16 protein-coding genes are annotated in these 20,182 nt (G+C 62.0%); 10 read left to right on the top strand and 6 right to left on the bottom strand.

Going from position 1 to position 20,182, the window contains the following annotated elements; genetic code table 11:
• Positions 1 to 36 precede the first annotated feature (36 nt).
• The 3 genes from ACTIGF_RS04485 to gpmA form a co-directional block, all read right to left on the bottom strand.
• Positions 37 to 1,335 (bottom strand): pentapeptide repeat-containing protein, encoded by a 1,299-nt coding sequence (locus tag ACTIGF_RS04485; protein ID WP_439635729.1) that lies wholly within the window; start codon positions 1,333 to 1,335, stop codon positions 37 to 39.
• Positions 1,336 to 1,435: 100 nt separating this feature from the next.
• Entirely contained in the window at positions 1,436 to 2,023 is a 588-nt protein-coding gene (gene ribD, locus ACTIGF_RS04480; protein ID WP_439635728.1) for a bifunctional diaminohydroxyphosphoribosylaminopyrimidine deaminase/5-amino-6-(5-phosphoribosylamino)uracil reductase RibD, read from the bottom strand.
• 6 nt (positions 2,024 to 2,029) lie between these two features.
• Complete coding sequence (gene gpmA, locus ACTIGF_RS04475) at positions 2,030 to 2,749, bottom strand: 2,3-diphosphoglycerate-dependent phosphoglycerate mutase (RefSeq protein ID WP_439635727.1); 720 nt, start codon at positions 2,747 to 2,749, stop codon at positions 2,030 to 2,032.
• 179 nt (positions 2,750 to 2,928) lie between these two features.
• Here gpmA and ACTIGF_RS04470 point away from each other — a divergent pair, with 179 nt between their 5' ends.
• The 7 genes from ACTIGF_RS04470 (at position 2,929) to galU (ending at position 12,722) form a co-directional block, all read left to right on the top strand.
• A complete protein-coding gene (locus ACTIGF_RS04470) occupies positions 2,929 to 3,918 on the top strand; it encodes a KpsF/GutQ family sugar-phosphate isomerase (protein ID WP_439635726.1) in 990 nt (329 codons plus the stop codon).
• An 87-nt stretch (positions 3,919 to 4,005) separates the two neighbouring features.
• Positions 4,006 to 4,938 (top strand): Gfo/Idh/MocA family protein, encoded by a 933-nt coding sequence (locus ACTIGF_RS04465; RefSeq protein WP_439635725.1) that lies wholly within the window; start codon positions 4,006 to 4,008, stop codon positions 4,936 to 4,938.
• Positions 4,939 to 5,027: 89 nt separating this feature from the next.
• The gene (locus tag ACTIGF_RS04460; RefSeq protein WP_439635724.1) at positions 5,028 to 6,536 is read left to right on the top strand and encodes a phosphomannomutase/phosphoglucomutase; all 1,509 of its coding nucleotides are present in this window, start codon (positions 5,028 to 5,030) and stop codon (positions 6,534 to 6,536) included.
• Positions 6,537 to 6,622: 86 nt separating this feature from the next.
• Positions 6,623 to 8,398 (top strand): hypothetical protein, encoded by a 1,776-nt coding sequence (locus ACTIGF_RS04455; RefSeq protein WP_439635723.1) that lies wholly within the window; start codon positions 6,623 to 6,625, stop codon positions 8,396 to 8,398.
• A 108-nt stretch (positions 8,399 to 8,506) separates the two neighbouring features.
• Complete coding sequence (locus ACTIGF_RS04450; protein WP_439635722.1) at positions 8,507 to 9,808, top strand: UDP-glucose dehydrogenase family protein; 1,302 nt, start codon at positions 8,507 to 8,509, stop codon at positions 9,806 to 9,808.
• Positions 9,809 to 9,943: 135 nt separating this feature from the next.
• Positions 9,944 to 11,767: a glutamine--fructose-6-phosphate transaminase (isomerizing) gene (gene glmS, locus ACTIGF_RS04445; protein WP_439635721.1), complete on the top strand. Its 1,824-nt coding sequence runs from the start codon at positions 9,944 to 9,946 to the stop codon at positions 11,765 to 11,767.
• 73 nt (positions 11,768 to 11,840) lie between these two features.
• Positions 11,841 to 12,722 (top strand): UTP--glucose-1-phosphate uridylyltransferase GalU, encoded by an 882-nt coding sequence (gene galU / locus ACTIGF_RS04440; protein WP_439635720.1) that lies wholly within the window; start codon positions 11,841 to 11,843, stop codon positions 12,720 to 12,722.
• On the opposite strand, the gene glmM is transcribed toward galU, so the two are convergent.
• Positions 12,719 to 14,062, bottom strand: coding sequence for a phosphoglucosamine mutase (glmM, locus tag ACTIGF_RS04435; protein WP_439635719.1), 1,344 nt, complete (start codon positions 14,060 to 14,062; stop codon positions 12,719 to 12,721). The genes galU and glmM overlap by 4 nt on opposite strands.
• 182 nt (positions 14,063 to 14,244) lie before the next feature.
• On the opposite strand from glmM, the gene ACTIGF_RS04430 reads away from it, so the two are divergent.
• The 3 genes from ACTIGF_RS04430 to cysN all read left to right on the top strand — a co-directional run bounded on the left by ACTIGF_RS04430 (position 14,245) and on the right by cysN (position 18,443).
• On the top strand, positions 14,245 to 15,357 hold the full coding sequence (locus tag ACTIGF_RS04430) for a DegT/DnrJ/EryC1/StrS family aminotransferase (protein ID WP_439635718.1): 1,113 nt from the start codon (positions 14,245 to 14,247) through the stop codon (positions 15,355 to 15,357).
• A gap of 214 nt (positions 15,358 to 15,571) precedes the next feature.
• A complete protein-coding gene (cysD, locus tag ACTIGF_RS04425; RefSeq protein WP_439635717.1) occupies positions 15,572 to 16,543 on the top strand; it encodes a sulfate adenylyltransferase subunit CysD in 972 nt (323 codons plus the stop codon).
• A 1-nt stretch (position 16,544) separates the two neighbouring features.
• Positions 16,545 to 18,443 (top strand): sulfate adenylyltransferase subunit CysN, encoded by a 1,899-nt coding sequence (gene cysN / locus ACTIGF_RS04420; protein ID WP_439635716.1) that lies wholly within the window; start codon positions 16,545 to 16,547, stop codon positions 18,441 to 18,443.
• Between the two features lie 35 nt (positions 18,444 to 18,478).
• Here the strand turns inward: cysN and cysQ are convergent, their stop codons facing one another.
• Positions 18,479 to 19,267, bottom strand: a complete 789-nt coding sequence (gene cysQ / locus ACTIGF_RS04415; protein WP_439635715.1) for a 3'(2'),5'-bisphosphate nucleotidase CysQ — start codon at positions 19,265 to 19,267, stop codon at positions 18,479 to 18,481.
• Between the two features lie 25 nt (positions 19,268 to 19,292).
• Positions 19,293 to 20,177, bottom strand: coding sequence for a glucose-1-phosphate thymidylyltransferase RfbA (rfbA, locus tag ACTIGF_RS04410; RefSeq protein ID WP_439635714.1), 885 nt, complete (start codon positions 20,175 to 20,177; stop codon positions 19,293 to 19,295).
• Between the last annotated feature and the right edge of the window lie 5 nt (positions 20,178 to 20,182).

The raw sequence follows: 20,182 nt of genomic DNA, 5'->3' as shown, positions 1-20,182 counted from the left end.
GATGAGTATTTATCGGCTGACGGGGGAAACGTCCACTCAGGCGGCGTTGATGTCGATCGCGTCCGTCAGGTCTTCGACCGTTTTGGTGAAGTTCGCGCCCAGTTTCGCGCCGGTGAACAGGGCGCGCGTGAACACGGCCTTGCGGGCGTCTGCGCCATGAAGGCGGGCGAAGGACATGTCCGCGCTTTCAGCGTTCAGATGGTGCAGGTCCGCGCCGGACAGATCGGCGTAGCGCAGGCAGGCTTCGGCGATTGAAGCGGCCAGGAGCCGGTCATTGGGCAGGACGAGCGGGCCCAGTTGCACTTCGCGCAAATCGGCGTTGTTGAGCTTGGCGCCCTTCAGGTCGGCGCCGCGCAGGTCGGCGCCGCGCAGCGAAGTCATCCGCATGTCCGCGCCGGACAGTTTCGCGCCCTGCAATTCCACGCCCTCCATGTCGAGGCCATAGAGAATGGCGTTGCGCGCCTGCAGCGCGGTGAGATTGCGGCCGGCCAGAGATTTCAGGCCGCGCAAATCCTTGTCGTTAAAGGTGGAGGGCTCTCCCTCCGCGCCGCCGGTCTCACACCAGCGCGCATGCCGGTCGAGCGCTTTGGCGGTTTCCCCGCCCGGATCGGCGATTTCAGGCGGCGGCGCGTCCCGCAAGGCGCCTTCCATATTGGCGCGCTGGAACTGGGCCATATCGGTTTTTGCGCCGATCAGCACGCAATCGCGCATGTCCGCATCGCTGAGGTCGGCGCCATACAGGTCAGCGCCTTGCAGATTGGCGCCGGGGAAGCGCGAACCGCGCAGATTGGCGCGGGTCAGGCGCGCGCCGATCAGAACGGCGTCGGTGAAGTCAGAGGACTGGGCCACGGCGCCGGTCATCTTGGTCTGTGACAGGTTTGCGCCCTTGAAACGCGCCTCGCTGGCTTCGCCGGGGCGTTGTTCGTGGGTGATGACGGCGAGGCCTTTCTCGCGATCCACCTGGGCGATGGCGCCTTCACGCAGATCGGCCTGGCTGAGATCGGCGCCGGTCAGGTCCGCGCCGCGCAGGATCACGCCGCGCATATCCGCCCGGTGCAGCACGGCGCCCGACAGGTTGGCCTGGCGCATGTCGGCGGCGAAAATCGTCGCGCGGGTCAGGTTGGCGCCGGAAAAATTGGTGCCTTCCAGAATGGCGCCGGACAGATCAGCGTCGGCGAGATTGCGACCGGACAGGTCCAGGCCCTTGAGAATCTTGTAGGAGAAGTTCGCCCGTGCGCCGCCCATGCGCCCGTTCATCAAGAACTCGTGCTTGCGACAGGCGTCATCAACCTCAAGCTGGCTCATGGGCTGATACTGGATGGGCTTGCCGATCATCTGCGGTCCGTTACGGATAAGGGCTCACGCGCCCAGAGAGGCGTAGTGTGGACGCAGTCCTCTTAACGCTATCTTGTCGCAAAGCGCGCCGCGGACGTTTTTACACCTGACGTATGCGCGTCAGGCCCGCTTCTCCGAGACGGTCCAGCGCTGCATCGAGGCTTTCACCTGGCTCAAGGCTCAAGTCTGCGTCGAAAAGCGCGGGCCGGGGATCGCGCGTCAGCAAGGGCCGCCCCGTCTTCAGTCTGTGAAAGAAACCGGCGTTCATTGCCAGGGCCTGCGCCTCACGCACGCCCTCCAGAACGTCTATGCCCGCGTCTTGCAACATGGCGACGCCCCGCCCCGCCACAGGCTCGAACGTGTCGCGGCAGGCGATGATCACTTCGGCGGGCCGCGCCTTGATCAACGCCTCGGCGCAAGGCGGCGTCTGGCCGTAATGGGCGCATGGCTCCAGCGAAACATAGACGCGCGCGCCCTGCGCCGCCTCGCCCGCCTGGGCCAATGCCTGGGGTTCGGCATGGGGGCGACCGGCCGGCGCCGTGGCGGCGGCGCCGATAATCTGGTCGTCTTTGACGATGACGCAGCCCACAGACGGGTTTGGCGCTGTGGCGCCCAGTCGGGCATAGGCCAGCGCCAGCGCCACATCCATGTAGCGCAAATCCTCGACGCTGACCGGGCGGGCGCTCATCAGGCTTTAATCCGCAAAGCTCAGCGGCTGGGCGCGGTCTTCATCAAGATAGCACGCGGAGGTCGGCTTGAGGCCGTCCAGCTCGATCATCAGCGGATTGCCGGTGGGCACCTCGACCTTGACGATGTCGTCGGCGGAGACGTCAAACAGCATCTTGATCAGCGCGCGCAGGGAATTGCCATGCGCGGAGATCAGGATGTCTTCGCCGGCTTTGATTTTTGGCGCGATCGTGTTGTGGAAATAGGGGGCGACGCGATCAAGGGTCAGTTTCAGGCTTTCCGTGCCGGGCAGCAGCGCCGGATCGAGGTTGGCGTACCGATCATCAAAGCGCGGATGGCGCTTATCGTCTGCATCCAGCGCGGGCGGCGGGATGTCATAGGAGCGCCGCCAGATCTTCACCTGCTCATCGCCGTGCTTGGCTGCGGTCTCCGCCTTGTTCAGGCCCGTCAGCGCGCCGTAATGGCGTTCGTTCAGCAGCCAGGTTTTCTCGACGGGGACCCAGACCCGGTCCACGCCTTCCAGCGAGAACCACAAGGTGCGGATGGCGCGTTTGAGCACCGAGGTGCAGGCGAAGTCAGGTTTGAAACCGGCTTCGGCCAGCAACTGACCGCCGCGCTTGGCCTGTTTGACGCCTTCGTCAGTCAGGTCCACATCCACCCAGCCTGTAAATCGGTTCTCAAGGTTCCAGACGCTCTGGCCGTGACGGGTGAGCACAAGACGGGTCATGATGGCGTTCCTTTGACGGACAGACTGCTGTGGCGCGCGGTTTACCCCTTTTACCGCCTGTCCGTCGAGCCCATCTGCAGACGCATCCGTGTCTAGCCTGTTCGCGCCCGGCTTGGTACAGGGGGCGCCCACCCGCCCCAGACCCGGATCAGAGCCGGGACAGACCGAGGGAATGGACCATGTCGCCGTCCGAAACCGCTCTTCAAACCGCTCCGATCCTGGAGGCCATGCGCCGCACCTTGAGTCTGGAACAGGACGGGCTGGCGCAATTGAGCGCCGCACTGGACGAGGTCAGCGTCGAGGCGGTGCGCCTGATCAGCGGGCTCAAGGGCCGTCTGATTTGCGCCGGGGTCGGCAAGTCGGGTCATGTGGCGCGCAAGATCGCAGCCACGCTCGCCTCCACCGGGACGCCCGCGTCCTATGTGCATCCAGCCGAAGCCAGCCATGGGGATCTGGGCATGATCACGGCGGATGACGCGGTGCTGGCGCTGTCCAATTCTGGTGAAACCAGAGAACTCGGTGATCTGATCGCCTATTGCCGCCGGTTCGGCGTGCCGCTGATCGGCATGACGGCGGGCGCTGACTCCACCCTCGCAAAGGGATCTGATGTGGTCCTGCTGTGCCCCAAGGCGCCTGAAGCGTGCGGAGAGACCCGCGCGCCCACCACCTCAACCACCATGATGATGGCCTTCGGGGATGCCTTGGCGGTGGCGTTGATCGAGGCGCGGGGATTCACCGCGACCGATTTCGCCCGCTTCCACCCCGGTGGCGCGCTGGGTTCGGCGCTGGCGCGCGTGGATGAGCTGATGCACGCCGGCGACGCCATACCGCTCGCGCCCGAACTCGCCAGCATGGGCGACGCCTTGATCGTGATGAGCGAGAAGGGATTCGGCTGTATCGGCGTGACCGATGGCGACGGCAAGCTGTCCGGCATCGTCACCGATGGAGATTTGCGCCGCAAAATGGGCCCGGACCTGATCGAGCAATCGGTGAAAAGCGTGATGACGGCCAGCCCGGTCACCACCAGACCCAATGCGCTGGCGTCCGACGCCTTGCGGATCATGACGGCGGGGGACCGCAAGATCACCCAGCTCTTCGTCTGTGATGACCAAGGCAAGCCTGTCGGCCTTCTGCATATCCACGATCTTCTTCGCGCCGGCGTCAGCTAGGCGCGGCGATACGGCCCTTTGCCTCTGGCCCAAACGCGTTTTATGACACCGCACACCGTTCAGCCTTCAGCATGACAGGGCATCTCCATGACCAAGACGGCGACCTCTCCCTTGCGCGCAGGCGTTATCGGCGCGGGTGTTTTCGGCGGCTATCACGCTGGCAAATATGTCGAGAACCCTGACACCACGCTGACGGCGATCTTTGATCCGGACGCGGAGCGGGCGCAGGCGCTGGCGGATACGCATGGCGCGACGCCGTATTCCGATCTCGACGCCTTCCTGCAGGCTGTGGACGTGGTCACCATTGCAAGCCCGGGCGTCACTCATGCCGGGATGGGCGCCAAAGCGCTCATGGCGGGCAAGCCCGTGTTGATTGAAAAGCCGCTCGCCGTCACCGGTGAAGACGCAGACCGTCTGGTCGCGCTGGCGGCTGAACACGATCTTGTGCTGGCGTGCGGGCACCAGGAACGCCTGGTCTTTGACGTGATGGGGCTGACGGCGATCCAGACGCCGCCCAAACGCATCACCGCCTGGCGCGAAGGGCCCTGGAGCGGTCGCAGCACCGACATTTCGGTGACGTTTGATCTGATGGTGCATGACCTGGACCTCGCCCTGACCCTGATCGGCCAGTCAGAGGCCGAAACACTGAGCGTTGAGGGCAAGACAGAGCGCAGCGACAGTCTGGACGAGGTGAGCATCGAGGCGCGCTTTGAAAACGGCGCTGAGCTGAAGCTCAAGGCCAGTCGCATCGCTGACGACCGCCGCCGGGGCATGGTGGTTGAGTATGACAGCGGCGTCATCGAGATTGATTTCGTGGCGCGCACCTTCAACAACACCACCGGGTTTGATCTCAACCCTGACTATATGGACACGCCCGAAGGCCGTGATCCGCTGGGCGCGAATGTGGCGCGGTTTGTCGATGCGGTGCTGGGGCGTGCGGACGGTCCCGCCGCGCCAGGCGAAGCAGGCGCCGCCGCCGTGCGGTTCGCGCAGCGTATCGACGAGACGGCGTCGCACTAGACGTCACACTTGTTTGCTAATTCCGTACGCGGCAGAGTTGAAATTGAGCGTGGGCGCGCCGCAGGCCGCGCCGACAAGAGGGGATGACAATGCGCACCGATCTTCAGCCTAATACCTGGGATTACGAGACCGAAGCTTTCGTCACGCCGACCGGCTTTCGGGAGTATGATGCGCGCTGGTGGTTCGGCCATCCGGGCTCTGACAAGCCGCCCCAGATCAACCTTTACGGCATACAGGCGCTTGGCCTGGGCCTCGGCACGCTGATCCATGAATTGGGCAAAGCGCCCAAGATCGTCACCGGCCATGACTTCCGCAGCTATTCGCTTAGCGTCAAGCAGGCTCTGGAAGTGGGGCTGATGCAGGCGGGCGTTGAAGTTCATGATATCGGCCTCGCTCTGTCGCCGACCGCCTATTTCGCGCAATTCCATCTTGATATTGAATCTGTGGCGATGGTCACCGCCAGCCATAATTCAAACGGTTGGACCGGGGTGAAAATGGGCGTCGAGCGCCCCCTGACCTTCGGCCCCAAGGAGATGAGCCGTCTGAAGGAAATCGTCCTGAATGACGAAGGCGTGGCGCGACCGGGCGGCGGATATGTGCGCGAAATGGGCGTGGCGGAGGCTTATAAGGCCGAGCTGTCAGACAGTCTGTCGCTGAAGCGCAAGATCAAGGCCGTGGTCGCGTGCGGCAATGGCACGGCGGGCGCGTTTGCTCCTGAGGTGCTTGAAGCCATGGGAGTGGAGGTCATCGCCATGGATTGCGAGCTCGACCACACCTTCCCCAAATACAATCCCAACCCTGAAGACATGAAAATGCTGCACGCCATGTCGGCGCGGGTGAAGGAGACCGGCGCGGATATCGGTCTCGCCTTTGACGGCGATGGCGATCGCTGCGGCGTGGTGGACAATACCGGTGAGGAAATCTTCGCCGACAAGGTGGGCCTCATGCTCGCCCGCGATCTGTCCGAGCGCCATAAGGGCGCGAAGTTTGTGGTCGACGTGAAATCCACCGGCCTGTTCGCCATCGACCCGGTGCTCAAGGCCAATGGCTGCGAGACCGAGTACTGGAAGACCGGCCATTCCTACATCAAGCGCCGCGCCAATGAGTTGGGCGCGCTGGCGGGCTTTGAAAAGTCGGGCCATTTCTTCCTGCAGCCGCCGGTGGGGCGCGGCTATGACGACGGCATCGTCGCCGCGCGCTGCATTCTGGAAATGCTGGAGCGCAATCCCGGCAAGACGGTTGCGGATCTGAAGAACGATCTGCCCGTCAGCTACGGCTCGCCGACCATGTCGCCGGCGTGCTCGGACGAAGAAAAATACGACGTAGTCGACCGCATTGTGGCGGCGTTCCAGAAACGCCATGCCGACGGCGCCCAGCTGGCGGGGCGTACGATCATTGATGTGAACACCGTCAATGGGGTGCGCTTCACCCTGGAGGGCGGCGCCTGGGGGCTGGTGCGCGCCAGTTCCAACACGCCCAATCTTGTGATTGTGGTGGAAAGCCCCGACAGCAAGGATGATGTGAAAGCGATCTTCGCCGCCATAAAGGACGAGCTGGCCCATCATCCCGAGATCGGCGCTTTCGATCAGGAGCTGTAACACCGCGTCTCAGCCTGTTTTGTTGAGACACGCCACGCCCAGCACAGACGCATTCAGACGATTAAGCGCCTCAATTGGAGAGCATTTTGAAAGTAGTGATTATCGGGCAGCACCCTGTCATTCAGCCCGGGTTCTGCGGAGTGATGTCCCTGAACGAGGCGCGCTGGCTGTCTCATTGGGGCCATGAGGTCGAGCTGGTGATCCCCTTTCGGGAACGCGCCGAGCTGGATCACATTATCTCCCTGAATGAATTTGATGATCTCAACGAATTGCCGAAGCTGGGCGAAGCGTTTGATATCCGCCCGATCTTCGTCGAAGAGATTGAGGATATCGCGCCGTGTGACGTGTTGATCTGGCAGGTGACCGACCATGCTGTCTGGGACGCGTATTTCAAACGCTTTGCCGCCAAATCCCGTGTCGTGACGAAGAATTTCCCGAAAACCGCGCCTGTGCGCGACGGCGTCGCGGCCCGAAACATGTTCTCGACCTTCGATTACGCCGCTTTTGCGCTGAAAGAAGACGTGGCGGTCGTCACAAATTACAAGTCTGACTCCTATTCGCCGGATCGGTACGGCTTTGTCGGCCGCGGCGCGGATCCCGAGCTGTTTCATCCCAATATGAAGTCAGAAACGCCCTTCATCGCGGTTGACGTGCCCAACACCGCTGATGACTGGGCGATCGCACACTTTGTGGAGCCGCTTGAGCGCCTGCGAGAGCGATATCCTGATCTTCAAATCGTATCCCTGGGACGACCCATCGGCGTTGAGGGCGCGACGCATCTTGATTTCATGCCCTATGATCAGCTGGCTGAGCAGTTCATCAATCCGGCCTGGGTCTATTGCTTCATAGATTACGCCCAGAGCGCGCCCCATGTCCGCGGCACGATCCACAAGTTCGAGCCCTTGTGGAGAGACCGCGCGATCTATGAAGTCCAGAACATTGAGGCCCAGATGGCGGGCGCTGTGATGTGCGGCTATGACCGCAACATCATTGCCGAGCTGCATGACCCGCAGTTGAGCGCAACCTTCCCCTTCCCATCCGATTCAGACGCGATTTATCAACAATTGTGCTGGGCGATCGAGAACCAGGCGGACCTGGCTGCGCGCATTCGGGCTCGGACGGAGCAGATGCATGACTGGAAGCTTTGCATCTCGCGTTGGGAAGCGGGCCTGCGGACCTTGCTCGAAAGCGGGTATGACCGCAATGCGAAGAAAAAGAGCGCGAAACCTGCCGTCGAACACCTAGAGACCACGCCTATCCGTGTGCTCGAAGAGGATATCGTGGATGTCCCGGCGGCGCTCGATGATGAAGGACGACGCTGCGTGGCCGAGTTCTATGACGCGGCGCGGGTCGCGGTTGAGTTCGGCATTGGCGGTTCGACCCGGATCGCGGCCAAAACGGGCGTGGGTCACCTTTACAGCGTCGAGACGGATCCGAACTGGATCGAACACATCCAATCTGATCCGAATGTACAAGCGTTGCAGGCTGGACGGCGTGTGAGTTTCATCCATGCCGATGTCGGGGCGGTCAAGGAATGGGGTTATCCTGTTCAAATGTCTTCGGCTGCAAGTGACGCCTATCTCAAGGGGCCATGGTCCCAAATCCCTGTTGATGAAGTGGATTTTGTCCTGGTCGATGGGCGATTCAGGGTCGCCACCACGGTCAATGCGTCCTTGCGCACTGACGATCATGTGATCTACGCCGTTGATGATTACGGAGATCGCTCACATTACGAAGAGCTGGAAGAGCTGTTTGATGTCGTGCGCCGCAGTGGCCGAGTGATTCTTCTGAAAAAAGGGCGGAACTGGAGTTTGCCGGCGGCCGACGCCATGCTGGCGAAATACAGGATGGACCCGCGCTAGGGTGATCCGTGGGTGCTTGGCCGCTGCGCAGCGTGCGTGCGCGACATGCCGGACTGAGCAAGACTTTTCTTTGGGCGGGGCGCTGTTCAGCCCGATTGGAGATTTATGATGCGCGTAGCAATGATTGGCACCGGGTATGTGGGGCTTGTGTCCGGGGCGTGTTTCGCGGACTTCGGTCATCATGTGACCTGCATCGACAAGAATGCGGACAAGATCGAACAGCTGCGCTCGGGCGGCGTGCCGATTTATGAGCCCGGTCTGGACCTGCTGATCGAGCGCAATGTGCGCGAGGGGCGTCTGGATTTTGAAACCGACCTGACCGAAGCGGTGAAGGCGGCGGATGTGGTGTTCATCGCGGTGGGGACGCCCTCGCGCCGTGGCGATGGCCATGCTGATCTAAGCTATGTCTACGCAGCGGCCGAAGAAATCGCCAAGGCGATGGACGGCTTCACGGTCGTCGTGACCAAATCCACCGTGCCGGTCGGCACGGGCGATGAGGTGGAGGCGGTGATCCGCAAGACGCGGCCCGATGCTGAGTTCGCGGTGGTCTCCAACCCTGAGTTCTTGCGCGAAGGCGCTGCGATCGAAGACTTCAAGCGCCCGGACCGGGTTGTCGTCGGCGTTGAAGACGACACCGCGCGCGATGTGATGCGTGAACTGTATCGTCCGCTCTTTCTCAACGAGACGCCGATCGTGTTCACCGCGCGCCGGACGTCGGAGCTGATCAAATACGCCGCGAACGCCTTCCTGGCGATGAAGATCACCTTCATCAACGAGATGGCGGATCTGTGCGAGGCTGTGGGCGCGGATGTGCAGCAAGTGGCCAAGGGCATCGGGCTGGATAACCGCATTGGCGGCAAGTTCCTGCACGCCGGCCCTGGCTATGGCGGCTCATGCTTTCCCAAGGATACGTTGGCGCTGACCCGTACGGCGCAGGAATATGACAGCCCGGTGCGTCTGGTGGAGACGGTGGTCGAGATCAATGATGCGCGCAAGGCGGCGATGGCCGACAAGGTCATCAAGGCGTGCGACGGCGATGTCTCGGGCAAGACCGTCGCGGTGCTGGGGCTGACCTTCAAGCCGAATACGGACGATATGCGCGACGCGCCCAGCCTCGACATCATTCCGGCGCTTCAGAAAGCCGGCGCGAAGATCAAGGCCTATGACCCGGCCGGCGCGCTGGAAGCGGAAAAGCTTCTGAGTGATGTGGAGATGACCACAGGCGCCTATCTGTGTGCGGAAGACGCTGACGTGATGGTGATCATCACCGAGTGGAATGAATTCCGGGCGCTCGACCTTGATCGGGTGCGTGAATGCATGAAGGGCTCGATCCTGGTGGATCTGCGCAATATCTACGATCCTTCCGACATGGCCGAGCGCGGCTTCAAATATGTCAGCATCGGACGATAGCCGCATCTTCGCCTGAAACCCGCCGCAGTAATTGTTGAAGCCTTTCGTGCGATTACGGCACGTCTTTCGCTAGTCAGGGCCAAGCGCTCTGACTATCGAAGACGGGCGCGAACGGTTTGAGCTCAGGAGCAGTCTATGTGCGGTATTGTCGGCATTGTCGGTTCGACCCAGGTTACGGAACGTCTTGTGGACGGGCTGCGGCGACTGGAATACCGCGGTTATGACTCAGCGGGCGTCGCCGTCATCACGCCTCAGGGCGTGCTCGAGCGTCGCCGTGCGCCCGGCAAGATCGCAGGTCTGGACCAGGCGATCGCCCAGGCGCCCACGGACGGCGTCATCGGCATCGGGCATACGCGCTGGGCCACTCATGGCGCTCCCACCCTTGAGAACGCGCACCCTCACGCCTCAGGGCCGGTCGCCATCGTGCATAACGGCATCATTGAGAACTTCCAGGATTTGCGCGCGGAATTGGAAACCGAAGGCTTTGCGTGCACGACGCCGACCGATTCAGAAGTCATCGCGCATCTGATCGCCTCAGGCCTCAAACAGGGTCTGGACATGGCCGCAGCTTTCAATGCGGCGGTCGACCGCTTGCGCGGCGCCTATGCGCTGGCGGCGCTGAATGTGGACGAGCCCGGGGCGCTCTATGTGGCGCGGTCAGGGTGTCCGCTGGTGGTCGGTCTGGGTGAAGCCGAGGGCTATGTGGGTTCAGATTCCCTCGCGCTCGCAGGCTGGACGAACAAGGTGATTTATCTTGAGGAAGGCGACCGCGCGGTTGTGACCGCCGATGACGTGCGCATCCTCGACGCGGAGAAACGCCCCGCCAATCGCGAAGTGCATGTGTCCCGCGCTGTGGCCGGGTTCGCCGACAAGGGCGAGTATCGCCACTTCATGGAAAAGGAAATCCATGAGCAGCCCGACGCCATCGCCCATACCCTGTCGCGTTATGTCGATGTGGATGCGGGACGTTTCAATACGGGTGAGCTGCTGGACTGGGCCCATGTCAATCGCTTGCTGAGCACGGCGTGCGGCACGGCGTTCTATGCCGGCGCGATCGCCAAGCACTGGTTTGAAGCGCATGCACGCTTGGCGGTGGAGATCGATGTGGCGTCGGAGTTCCGCTATCGCGACCCGGTGATCGGCCCCCAGGATGCGGCGCTGTTCATCTCGCAATCGGGTGAAACCGCCGATACGCTGGCGGCGCTTCGCTATTGCAAGGCCGCGGGCGCGAAAACCCTGGCGGTGGTCAATGTCGCGGAGTCCTCCATTGCGCGGGAAGCGGACGCGATCGCCCAGACCCAGGCCGGCCCTGAAATCGGCGTGGCGTCGACCAAGGCTTTCACTGCGCAATTGACCGCGCTGGCGTGCCTCGCCATTGGGGCAGGGCGGGCACGGGGTGTTTTGAGCGAGGCGGATGAAGCGCGTTTCGTCACAGCGCTTCTCGAAACGCCGCGCCTGATCAACGCCGCGCTGGCGGCGGAGCCGCAGATCGAGGCGATCGCCCATCGTCTGACCCAGGTGCGCGACGTGCTCTATCTGGGGCGCGGCGTCTACCACCCGCTGGCCATGGAAGGCGCGCTGAAGCTTAAGGAAATCAGCTATATTCACGCTGAGGGCTATGCCGCCGGCGAGCTCAAGCACGGCCCGATCGCGCTGATCGAAGAGGGAACGCCGGTTGTTGTGGTCGCTCCCCATGACGCGCTGTTCGAGAAGACGCTCTCGAACATGCAGGAAGTCGCCGCGCGCGGCGCCGAAGTCATTTTGATCACGGACGACAAAGGCGCTGCCTTGGCGGGTGACGCCGCCGCTCATGTGGTGATGATGCCTGATTGCCCCGATTTTATCCGCCCCATCGTCGCGGCGGCGCCCATCCAGCTGCTCGCCTATCACACGGCGTCGCTCAAAGGCACCGATGTGGACCAGCCGCGAAATCTGGCGAAGTCTGTGACGGTTGAATAAACCGGCTCGCGCAGACATTGCGGCGGCGCGGTCCACAAGCTATCAACCACGCTGAACACGCTAGGGGGTGAGTATGTCGCGGGCCGTTCGCAAAGCCGTAATTCCAGTCGCCGGGTTCGGGACGCGTGTCCTGCCCGCCACCAAGGTCATCCCCAAAGAGCTGCTGCCGGTCTATGACCGTCCGGCGCTGCAATATGTGGTCGATGAGGCCATCGCCGCCGGGATCGAGCATTTCATCTTCATCACCGGGCGCAATAAGGGCGCGATCGAGGATTATTTCGATCACGCCTTCGAGTTGGAAACGGCGCTGGCCCAGAAGAACAAGACCGATCTGCTGGACACCCTCAATGCGCTGCGCCCTGAAGCCGGCGCGTGCAGCTTTGTTCGCCAGCAGGCTCCCAAAGGTCTGGGACACGCCATCTGGTGCGCGCGCGATCTGGTGGGCGATGATCCGTTCGCGGTGATGCTGCCCGACATGATCATGGATGGCGCCAAGCCGTGCCTGAAGGGCATGGTCGACGCCTATGCCGACACGGGCGGCAATATGGTCTCCGTCGAGGCCGTGCCGCATGAGGACGTCTCAAAATACGGCGTGATCGAACCGGGCGAGGACAAGGGCGTGCTTCTGGAAATGACGGGCATGGTTGAAAAACCGCCCGTGGACCAGGCGCCGTCCAACCTGATGCTGTCAGGCCGATATATCCTCGAGCCGCAGATCATGGATCTGCTGGGCGCTCAGTCGCCGGGCGCGGGCGGTGAGATCCAGCTGACGGATTCCATGGTCACGCTGCTCAAGAGCCGGCATTTCCACGCCTACAAGTTTGACGGCGTCACCTATGACACCGGCTCGCCGCAGGGCTATCTCGAAGCGTTTGCGGCGATGGCGCTGAAGGCGGACGAAACCGCCAGCACCGCGCTGTTGTCGGGGCTTCTGAACGGTGAGCGGCGGGTTTAACCCGCCGCCTGCCGGATCGCCTCGGCGAGATCCTCCGCCACTGATTTGACCAGCTGGTCGTCATCACCCTGGGTCATCACCCGGATCAGCGGCTCGGTGCCTGATTTTCGCAACACCAACCGGCCCTGATTGCCCAGCCGGGCTTCGGCGTCGGCTTGCGCCTTCTGCACGCTCTCAAGCTCCAGCGGCGAAGCGCCCTCATAGCGCACATTGATCAGGATCTGAGGCGCCGGTTCGAAGAGATGGCAAATCTCGCTGGCCGGCTTCTGGGCGCGCACGCAGCTCGCCAGAACCTGAAGCGCGGCGATCAGCCCGTCGCCGGTGGTGGCGTGATCAAGCAAGACCACATGGCCAGACTGCTCGCCGCCCACATTATAGCCGCCGCTACGCATGGCCTCGACCACATGGCGGTCGCCGACTTTGGTTCTGATGAGCTTGAGGTTTTCTGACGTCAGGTAACGCTCCAGCCCGAAATTGCTCATCACCGTGGTCACCACGCCATCGCCGCGCAGCTGGCCGGTGTCATACTGGTCCTTGCCGATGCGGGCGATGATCTGATCGCCGTCGATCAGATGGCCCTTCTCGTCACACAATATGGCGCGGTCCGCATCACCATCGAGGGCGATGCCGATATCCGCGCCCAGCTCACGCACGGCCTTGATCATGGCGTCTGGCGCGGTGGAGCCGCATTCGCGATTGATGTTGGTGCCGTTGGGCGACACACCGATGGGGTGAACATCCGCGCCCAGCTCCCACAGCGCGATGGGCGCGGTCTTGTAGCCGCCGCCATTGGCGCAATCGACCACCACCTTGATGCCCGCCAGCGACAGCTCACGTGGGAAGCTCGCCTTGGCGCCCTCGATATAGCGGCCATAGGCGTCCTTGTAGTGATCGAGCTTGCCGATCTTTTCGCCGTCCACGGATGACGCGTCCGGATCCTGTTCGATCAGGCGTTCGATCTCCAGCTCGCTGGCGTCTGCCAGCTTGAAGCCGTCGGGGCCGAACAGCTTGATGCCGTTATCGGTGTAGGGATTGTGCGACGCCGTGATCATGATGCCGAGATCGGCGCGCATGGAGCGGGTCAGCATGCCGATGGCGGGGGTTGGGCACGGACCGATCAGCCGTACATCCATCCCGGCTGCGGTCAGACCGCCCACCATGGCGTGTTCGATCATGTATCCCGACAATCGGGTGTCCTTGCCGATGACGACCATGTGGCGGCGTTCGCCCTGACGGACGAAGGAGCCTATGGCCCGGCCCAGCTTCAAGGCGACTTCGGGGGTCATGGGCGGCTGGTTCGCCCGACCGCGGATGCCGTCAGTGCCAAAATACTGTTTCATGGGCTCGATCCCCGTGCTGGCTACGGTGCTGAGGTGGTAGGCTGATCGCGGACCGGATGCAATCGCGCGGCCCTGGGCGCCTCAGGTGAAATAAAACGACAGGCTTCGTGACTTTTCTCCAAACACCGAAGCCAATAAGAGCGTGACGTCATCTTATTCGCACAGCGTCAGGAATCCGCGCCATGCTGCCTTTCATCGATCTCGCCACTCAGCGCGCCCGCCTTCAGCCCAGGCTCGATCAGGCCATCGCCAAAGTGATCGAGGAGGGGCGCTATATCTTCGGGCCCGAAGTCACCGAGCTCGAAGAGCGTCTGTCGCAATTCGGCGCGGCCAGGCATGCGCTGACCTGCGCCAATGGCACTGATGCGCTGGCTTTGCCGCTCATGGCCTGGCAGGTCGGTGAGAAAGACGCGATCTTCGTGCCGAGCTTCACCTTCGCCTCGACGGCTGAAATGCCGGCCCATCTGGGCGCGCACCCGGTGTTCGTGGATATCGACCCTGACACCTATTGCATGGACCCTGCACACCTGGAGCAGGCGGTCGCCTGGGCGAAGGCGGAAGGCCTGAACCCGCATACGGTGATCGCTGTGGACCTGTTCGGCCAGCCAGCGGACTATCCCGCGATCGCCGAGATCTGCAAAGCCAACGGTATGAAGCTGATCGCTGACAGCGCCCAAGGCTATGGCTGCACCCTGAATGGTCGGCACCCGGCCGAATGGGCGGATGTGACCACTGTCAGCTTTTATCCCGCAAAGCCTTTGGGCTGTTACGGCGATGGCGGCGCGGTGTTGACCCAGGATGATGAGCTGCAGCATCTGATGAAGTCGCTGCGCAATCACGGCGAGGCGGATGAGCGCTATTACTATGCCCGCATCGGCCTCAATTCGCGTCTGGATACGATCCAGGCGGCGGTGTTGTTGCTGAAGCTCGAAATCTTCGCAGACGAAATAAAAGGCCGCAATGTCGCGGCCGACGCCTACGCCAAGGGCTTTGGCGATGTGGTGAAAGCGCCCAAGGTCATCGAGGGCGGCGTCTCCACCTGGGCGCAATACACTGTGGAAGTCGAGGATCGCGACGCGTTCCGCGCCAAGCTGGCCGAGCGTCAGGTGCCGACCGCGGTCTATTATCCGGTGCCGTTGCACCTGCAAGATTGCTATGCGGCGTTCACCCAGATGCCGGGCGGCCTGCCGGTCACCGAAGCGGCTGCGGGTCGCGTCGTGTCGCTGCCCATGGACGCGTATCTGGAAGGCGATCGGCTTGAGCAGGTGATCGCAGCGGTGCGTGCATCCGTCTAGGCTGGCGCGCGCGGCCGGGATGCTGCGCTGCATTGAAATTCAAGCGACGAAAGCGGGCGGCCCCTACAGGGTCGCCCGTTTCATATTCGTCACAAGCGTGCAGAATTATGGTGCGCTGCACACAAGGTTTGATTTGACCGGTTTCTAGACTTTGCAAAAGTTCATAAACTGACTACCACAACTGCTGATCTTCTCCTGACCAAGGGACGTCGATATGACCGACATCCAGTCGCGTATTCGAGCTTATGCGCAGCGCTTCAACGGTAGCTCCGCCGAGCCGAGACGACGGCTTTCGCCGCATCTACAGGCGCTGGAAGCGGAAGCCATTCATATCATGCGCGAAGTGGCGGCCGAGTTTGAGCGCCCGGTCATGCTCTATTCGATCGGCAAGGACTCCACGGTCATGCTGCATCTGGCGATGAAGGCGTTTTTCCCGTCCAAGCCGCCTTTCCCGTTCCTGCACATCGACTCTTTGTGGGAATTTCAGGCCATGGGCGCCTTTCGCGACACGCTGAGCGAAGCGCTGGGGCTCGACATGATCGTCTGGGTGAATGAGGAAGGCCGCAAGCAGGCGATCAATCCGTTCACTGACGGCTCAGCGCTCCACACCCAGGTCATGCGCACGGAAGGCCTTCTGCAGGCGCTCAATGACGGCCGGTATGACGCAGCCTTTGGCGGCGGGCGTCGCGATGAAGAGAAATCCCGCGCCAAGGAGCGCGTCTTCTCCTTCCGCAACGCCTCCCATGCCTGGGACCCGCGCAATCAGCGCCCCGAATTGTGGCGCACCTATAACACCCGCATCCGCAAGGGTGAGAGCATACGCGTGTTCCCGCTGTCCAACTGGACCGAAGTGGATATCTGGCAGTACATCCTCGAAGAGGACATCCCGATTGTCCCACTTTATTTCGCAGGCGAACGACCTGTGGTAGAGCGTGACGGCACGCTGATCATGGTCGATGACGACCGGATGGATTTGCAGGCGGGCGAAACGCCGCAAATGCGCAAGATCCGCTTCCGCACGCTGGGCTGCTACCCGCTCACTGGCGCTGTGGAGAGCGAGGCGGAAACGCTGGACGACATCGTACTGGAGATGCTGACCGCGCGGACGTCTGAACGCGCCGGCCGCCTGATCGACTTTGACGAGGCGGGCTCCATGGAGAAGAAAAAGCGCGAGGGGTATTTCTAAGATGGCTGATGATGCGATCCGCACCGAAGTCACAGAACGCCTCACACGTGCGGGTGAGAACGGCGTTCTGCGGGTCATCACCTGCGGCTCCGTGGACGACGGAAAGTCGACCCTGATCGGTCGTTTGTTGTTTGATTCCAAGCTGCTCTTTGAAGACCAGATCAAGATTCTCGAACGCGACTCCCGCAAGCACGGCACGGCGGGCGAAGAGATTGATTTCGCGTTGTTGCTGGATGGTCTGGAAGCCGAGCGCGAGCAGGGCATCACGATTGATGTGGCCTATCGGTTCTTCAACACCGAAAAGCGCAAATTCATCGTCGCAGACACGCCCGGCCATGAACAATATACGCGCAACATGGCGACGGGCGCCTCCACGGCTGACCTTGCCATCATCTTGGTGGATGCGCGCAAGGGCGTGCTGACCCAGACCAAGCGCCACACCTATATCGCCAACATGATGGGCATTCGCCATGCCGTGGTGGCGGTGAACAAGATGGATCTGGTGGATCATTCGCGCGCGCGATTCCACGAGATCGTATCTGAATATCTGACCATCGCCGAAGATCTTGGGTTCGCGTCCATCACGCCGATCCCGATTTCGGCGCGTTATGGCGACAATATCTTTGCGCGCTCTGACTCCATGCAATGGCATGACGGCCCGACCTTGATGGAGCATCTGGAGCGGGTGGACACCAATGTGGACAAGGAAGCGGCCTATGCGTTCCGCTTCCCCGTGCAGTGGGTGAACCGGCCTAATCTGGATTTCCGCGGCTTTTCCGGCACGGTTGCGTCTGGCGAGGTGTCGCGCGGCGATGACGTGGTGGTGGCTCATTCAGGGAAAAGCGCCCAGATCGCACGCGTCGTGACCGCAGACGGCGATCGCGACAGCGCCAAGGCGGGCGATGCGGTGACCCTGGTGCTGGATCGCGAGATCGATATCGCGCGCGGCGACATGTTGGCCGATCCGCAGCAGCGCCCCGAAGTCTCGGATCAGTTCGCAGCCGAAATACTTTGGATGACCGATGAAGAGATGCTGCCGGGGCGCTCTTATCTTCTGAAGGCGGGGGGCCAGATCGTTCCGGCCTCTGTGACGACGCTCAAGCACAAGCTCAACGTCAACAGTTTCGAGAAAGAGCCGGGCAAGTCGCTCAAGCTCAATGAAATCGGCGTTTGCACCCTGTCGACCTCGCGCCCCATCGCATTTGATCCTTATACCGATCAACGTGAAACAGGATCCTTCATCCTGATCGACCGCTTCACCAATCAGACGGTGGGTGCGGGCATGGTCGAGTTCTCCTTGCGCCGTGCGAGCAATATTCACACCCACGCCATGGATGTGAACAAGGATCGCCGCGCTGACATGAAGGGGCAAAAGCCCGCCGTGCTGTGGTTCACCGGGCTTTCGGGCGCTGGCAAATCCACCATCGCCAATCTGGTCGAGCGCAAGCTGGCGGAAGCGGGCCGTCACACCTATTCGCTGGATGGCGACAATGTGCGCCACGGCCTGAACAAGGATCTCGGCTTCACCGATGCGGACCGGGTGGAAAACATCCGCCGCATTGGCGAGGTGGCCAAGCTGTTCGTCGACGCAGGCCTGATCGTGACCTGCTCGTTCATCTCGCCCTTCCGGTCCGAGCGTCAGATGGTGCGCGAACAGGTTGAGGCGGGCGAATTCGTCGAGATCTTTGTTGATGCGCCGCTTGAGGTCTGCATCGAGCGGGACCCCAAAGGGCTCTACAAGAAGGCTCAGGCGGGCGAAATCAAGAACTTCACCGGGTTTGACAGCCCGTATGAAGCGCCTGAGAGCGCCGAGATTCACCTCAAGACGGATGATCTGTCAGCGGAGGACGCGGCCGAGCGTGTGATCGAGGAACTGATCGCACGCGGCTTTATCGGCTAGGCCCGCTCACCCAATCTGGATGTCAGCCGCGGCCACTAGTGCGGCGGCTGGCCCCAGGCGACGAATGCGCCGTTTTTGTAGCCGTCCGCAGTCTTGCCATAGCGGAAGGGCGCGCCGTCCGGCTCTGTCACCGCGCCGCCAGCGGCGTTGAGCACGGCGTGGCCAGCAGCGGTGTCCCATTCCATGGTGGGGCCAAAGCGCGGATACAGATCCGCCGCGCCCTCGGCGAGTTTGCAAAACTTCAGCGATGACCCTGCCGAGATCGCTTCAACCACGCCCTTGGCTTCAGCGAAGGCCTTGGTCTGCTCGTCCGCATGAGAGCGGCTCATCACAGCGGTCATGCCGGCGTCTGGCGTGGGACGGGTTTGCGCTTTTGACAGCCGCGTTTCGTCCAGCGTCTCACCGGGCTCAAACGTGCCCGTAAACGCGGTTTCGCCGCCCAGATAGAGCTGTTTGAGCGCCGGTGCGTAGACCGCGCCCGCCACCGGAACGCCCTTGCGGATCAGGGCGATATTGATGGTGAACTCACCGCGTTTTGCGATGAATTCCTTGGTGCCGTCCACCGGGTCCACCAGCAAGAACTCATCGCTGACGGAGGGGCGAACGCCCGCCTCAAAGCTTTCCTCAGCCAGCACCGGCGTATCGGGCAACAGCTTTGAAAGCGCGTCCAGTATGATGACTTCAGCGCGCTTGTCGGCTTCGGTCACAGGCGACTTGTCGGCTTTTTGCTCAGCCGTGAAGTCGCTTTCATAGACCTCCATCACTGGGATGGCGGCCTCAAGGCAGATCTGACCGAAAGACCGTGCGAGAGCGTTAAGGGACATGGTCAGATCCTTTGTCTGATATGGCTTAGCGGCGTTCCGCCTTGAGCAGGTTTTTCAAGTACGCGCCATAGGCGTTGGGAATGGCGTTGGCGGTCTTCTTGAGCTGTTCGTCGGTGATGAAGCCGTTGCGCCAGGCGATCTCTTCCGGGCAGGCGATCTTCAGGCCCTGGCGCTTCTCGATGGCGCGGACATATTCCGTCGCCTCCACCATGCCTTCCACCGTGCCCGTGTCCAGCCAGGCGACGCCGCGCGACAAGAGCTGAACCTTCAGCTGGCCGCGCTCCATATAGGCTTCGTTGACGGAGGTGATCTCAAGCTCGCCGCGTGCGGAGGGCGTGATGGACTTGGCGATCTCGACAACGCTGGAATCATAGAAATAAAGCCCGGTCACCGCCCAGTTGCTGCGCGGTTTTTTCGGCTTTTCCTCCAGGCTGACGGCGCGTCCCTCATCATCAAGCTCGACAACGCCGAAGGCGGTCGGATCGGCCACATGATAGGCGAAGACCAGCGCGCCCTCGTCAAACTCGCCAGCCGTGCGCAGCCCCTCGACGAGCCCGGCGCCATGAAAGAGGTTGTCGCCCAGGATCAGGGCCACATTGTCGTCGCCGATGAACTCTTCACCGATAAGAAAGGCCTCGGCCAGGCCGCGCGGCTCGTCCTGCTCAGCGTACTGAATGGTCACGCCATAGCGAGAGCCATCCCCCAGCAAGAGCTCATAAGACGACTTCGCCTCAGGCGTGGTGATGATCATGATCTCGCGGATGCCGGCGAGAAGGAGCGTCGAAAACGGATAGAAGATCAGTGGCTTGTCATAGATTGGCAGGAGTTGCTTTGACACCGCCAATGTGATCGGGCGCAAGCGGCTGCCTAATCCGCCAGCCAGAATAATACCCTTTGTTGTTTTCGACATGACGC

This window comes from Oceanicaulis sp. (genome assembly GCF_051859625.1).
Classification (GTDB): domain Bacteria; phylum Pseudomonadota; class Alphaproteobacteria; order Caulobacterales; family Maricaulaceae; genus Oceanicaulis.
Note: the sequence above shows the minus strand (reverse complement) of the source record. Positions and strands in the feature narration are given on the sequence as shown.